Below are 3,639 nucleotides of genomic sequence, written 5' to 3'. Positions count from 1 at the left end.
GGTTAAGAATGGCGCAGGAGAAACTTGTAACAATGGATGCAACGCATGATCTTTTACCTCGTCAAACCCGCCATCGGGCAACGCTTGGTAAATTTTAATTGGCAGGCGAGATACTGCTTCAGCCAAAATCATGACGCACCGCTGCACCGCTGGAATTGCAAATGCAGATGTTGGGCTAACAACCTCCCCAGCATCACTTTTTACACCCCATGATCCCGCGGTAGATCCGAGCCAAGCGCCCGCCTGCGGATTAGCAGCGCCGCCCCCAGAAAATGCATTAGAAAACCACATGTTTTTCCTTAATTTCTAGAGCGGGCTACTGATCTAGCAACTACAAATGACCATGCATTGAGCATGATTCCAGCAACAATTAAGCCAGCAGGAAAATAAACTAATGCAATTCCAATTGAGATCATCAAAAAACCAATAACTCCAATCGCAACCGTCCAAAAATCAACCGAATAGACTAAACCCTGGAGTTTCATAGATGGAACTTTCTTCTTCTGGTTCTGATTGCGAAATGCCTACTGCCATCAACAATGCAACCATATCGTCTATCTTTTCCGATGAACGCTTCTTATCGGGGGCCATGTTTAGGTTTGCATCCGTTCTAGTCACTAGATTAGAAGCGCACCAAGTTAATACTGGGTCAATCCCATAGCTTAATTTCTCGCTGATATATGCTCGCTCAAAGGCTTGCATTGCGGGGTGGTAGCTTTTAGGGCCTTGAATAAACATTTGCAACGGAACATCTTGCGTTTTTAGCTTTGAAGTTAATTGAGCGGCGTTCCATTGGTCATACGCAATAGCTTGCACGTTAAAGTTCTCGCAGGCCTCTAATATTTCTTTTTCAACATAGGCGTAATCCGTTACATCGCCCGGAGTTACCGTCAAAAAATGACCAGCTACCCAAGCTTGATAGGGCACAGTCCCGCGAATTGTCCTATTTTTAACGGCACTCTCAGGAACCCACCTCTTGCCCCATGTGTATAAGTGACCCTCAACATCCCAAACTAGCCGAAATGATGTCAAGTCTGATGTGCTAGCAAGGTCAAGCCCGCCCCAGCATGGGTAACCTTTTAAGATCTCAAGATCGACTGGGGTGGCGCAGGCCTTCCATTTGTCAAACTTGATCCATCCTTGTGCGCTAGAGCTTTGCCGATTTAATCTTTTGATTCTGAACTCAGCCAGCTTACCCGGCATTGCCTTGGCTTCAATGGCCTGCTTACGCATTTCCGTTAGCAAGATTGGGTTCACCTCAATGAGAGGGTTTGCCTTAATCCATTTTGACTCATCAAAATCATCATCTTCATCATCAATGGCGTAATAAACCGCCAAGAAGTGATCCGCCTCGATAACGCCCTCCAGCACTTGCTTTGCAAAATGCCTTACTTCTGCCCACGGGCCGGGGGACTCATAGCCCTCTGTGGTCGTGAACAGAAATAAGGGATTTTTCCTTGCACCGGATGCAGACTGCAGGACATTTAGCAAATCCCCGTCTTTATGAGCGTGAAGCTCATCCAAAACTACGCAGGATGGATTTAAACCGTCTTGCGTGCTTGCCTTCGCGTTGATTGGCTTAAACGATCCGCCATTCGATTGGCTTGATATGGCGTGGGCGAATGCCTCCATCCCAAAAGCCTCACGAAGCGCAGCGGTCTTTTCAACCATGCGCTTAGCAACACTAAACACGATCCTAGCCTGCTGGCCTGTTGTGGCTCCGCTAATGACTTGAGCGCCATCTTCGCCTTCACAGACTTGGCAATACAGTGCAATTGCAGCCGCCACGGTTGATTTAGCATTCTTACGAGCGATTGCCTTTAAAGCAGTAGTGAACCGTCTTGACCCATCTTTGTTTCTAAACCCAAACAAATTGACAATAAAAAAGACATCTGATTTATGAAGCGTAATTGTTGGGGTTTCCCACTTGCCTTCAACGTGAGGAAGTCGCTCAATAAACCGGCAAGCATCGTTTGCATTCCAAGTATCGAAGTAATAATGACAATCGCTCTTCTTTGTCTTTTGCAGATCGCCTGTGAATCGCTTGGCGGCTAACTTGATCCACTTACCAAACTTTGCTTGGTTTTTTAATAATGTGGCTTGCCTTGCGTACTCTTTGGCAATCTTGCAGTAATCACGCCGTCCGTTTTCCATGCTGTAAGAAAGGGTTTACCTCATCGGCTGGCACTAATTGGATTCTCGTCCTAGAGCTTGGAGTAAATCCAAGCTCGCTCGCTGCTTTTAGCATGATCGCCGCTTGCTTATTCACGATTGGAAGATAGGGTGATTGGATTGGAAGTCCTGTATTTGGCGCTTTAGTTAATAAGCCAAACTGGGCCAGCTTTTCCGATGCCTGCCTGTGCAAATCTTCTGACACAACCCAAACGGATAGTGCAGACTTATCGAGTTGCTTTAAAAGGCCCTTGGGTGAGCTGCGGATTGCAAAAGTCCATCCATCTTTCTGTGATTTTGTCATCCACTCTGGGGCATCCGTAAGATTTCCCTGTGGAATTGGCTCTAATTTATTCACCCTGCCCGGGCGTTCTGTGCCTTGAATCAGTTTTAATGCTGTGGGCTTTGGTTTTCGACCTGCCATTTTTATTCTCTTTTTTATTACTTGGAGGAAAGGGTATTTAAAATTCTGCCCATTACCTCTCTAGGCATGATGCAAACTTCCCCAACTACAAACTGAGATGGATCACTCATACCCCTCATTCCCTTTGTTGCCTTTGCTTTGTGAACATAGACCACCCATCAATTGACATATCGTCATGCTTATAAAGAACAGACCAGCGTGCGCATACCCCATTCATTGCGGGCATCGCCCAGCTTTCACTTCTTCAAAACTTCGACCATCAGATTCTAAGTAAGCACTCTTTCCAGAAAATGCTTGCCAGCGAGTAACGATGACATCGCAATACTTAGAGTCAAGCTCCATCAGGTAAGCAACCCGACCATTCTTTTCCGCTGCAATGGCTGTCGTACCGCTTCCACCAAAAAGATCAAGAACAATATCCCCGCCTTTGGTGTTGTTGAGCATTTGGTATTCAAAAAGCGCAACGGGCTTCATTGTTGGATGCTCACCGTTACAAGATGGTCTATCAAACTCCAAAATAGTAGTTTGCTTTCGGTCTGAGGCCCATAAATGGCCTGCCCCTTCTTTCCATCCATACAAACAAGGCTCGTGCTTCCAGTGATAGTCTTGCCTGCCCATGACCATGGCTTGCTTTTTCCAAATGAGGCATTGCCTCACTTTCCATCCGGCATCATTGCAAGCGCCTCTGAAGTTGTAACCTTCTGAGTCTGCGTGCCAAATATAAAACACCGCACCAGCCTTCATTACCGAGCTGGCAGCTACAAAAGCATCTCTTAAAAACTGACGGAATGAATCGTTGTCCATTGCATCGTTTTGAATTTTTAAGGCGTCTTTAGTCTTTCCCTCATAGGCCACGTTATAAGGCGGGTCTGTCAGGAGTAGGTCTACCCCACCCCGACAGAGTTGCTCGACAGCATCGATACTTGTCGAATCACCGCACATTAGCCTGTGATTTCCCAAAATCCAAACATCGCCTGTTTCTGAGGCTGGGAATGCTGGGGTTTGCGGAGTTTGATCTTCGTCAGTCAATCCCTCGGTAGGAG

4 protein-coding genes and 1 pseudogene are annotated in these 3,639 nt (G+C 46.6%); all 5 read right to left on the bottom strand.

The features are described from left to right. A pseudogene (locus tag ICN48_RS12905) lies at window positions 1-291 on the bottom strand (phage portal protein); the annotation flags it as partial. 8 nt (window positions 292-299) lie between these two features. Next, window positions 300-485: a hypothetical protein gene (locus ICN48_RS12900; protein ID WP_216154090.1), complete on the bottom strand. Its 186-nt coding sequence runs from the start codon at window positions 483-485 to the stop codon at window positions 300-302. Further along, window positions 454-2,154: a terminase large subunit gene (locus ICN48_RS12895; protein WP_216154089.1), complete on the bottom strand. Its 1,701-nt coding sequence runs from the start codon at window positions 2,152-2,154 to the stop codon at window positions 454-456. Before ICN48_RS12895 ends, ICN48_RS12900 begins: the two co-directional genes overlap by 32 nt. After that, a complete protein-coding gene (locus ICN48_RS12890) occupies window positions 2,135-2,596 on the bottom strand; it encodes a phage terminase small subunit P27 family (protein ID WP_216154088.1) in 462 nt (153 codons plus the stop codon). The genes ICN48_RS12895 and ICN48_RS12890 overlap by 20 nt, the downstream gene beginning before the upstream one ends. A 213-nt stretch (window positions 2,597-2,809) precedes the next feature. After that, on the bottom strand, window positions 2,810-3,639 hold an 830-nt coding region (locus tag ICN48_RS12885; protein WP_304609756.1), incomplete at its 5' end, for a site-specific DNA-methyltransferase.

Origin of the sequence: Polynucleobacter sp. JS-Safj-400b-B2 (assembly GCF_018881975.1) — a bacterium.
In the GTDB taxonomy this organism is placed as follows: domain Bacteria; phylum Pseudomonadota; class Gammaproteobacteria; order Burkholderiales; family Burkholderiaceae; genus Polynucleobacter.
Note: the sequence above shows the minus strand (reverse complement) of the source record. Positions and strands in the feature narration are given on the sequence as shown.

What these genes read in the sequence shown, in the direction of transcription:
- ICN48_RS12900 (WP_216154090.1), bottom strand. Translation starts at nt 485, where the DNA reads ATGAAACTCCAGGGTTTAGTCTATTCGGTTGATTTTTGGACGGTTGCG.
- ICN48_RS12895 (WP_216154089.1), bottom strand. Translation starts at nt 2,154, where the DNA reads ATGGAAAACGGACGGCGTGATTACTGCAAGATTGCCAAAGAGTACGCA.
- ICN48_RS12890 (WP_216154088.1), bottom strand. Translation starts at nt 2,596, where the DNA reads ATGGCAGGTCGAAAACCAAAGCCCACAGCATTAAAACTGATTCAAGGC.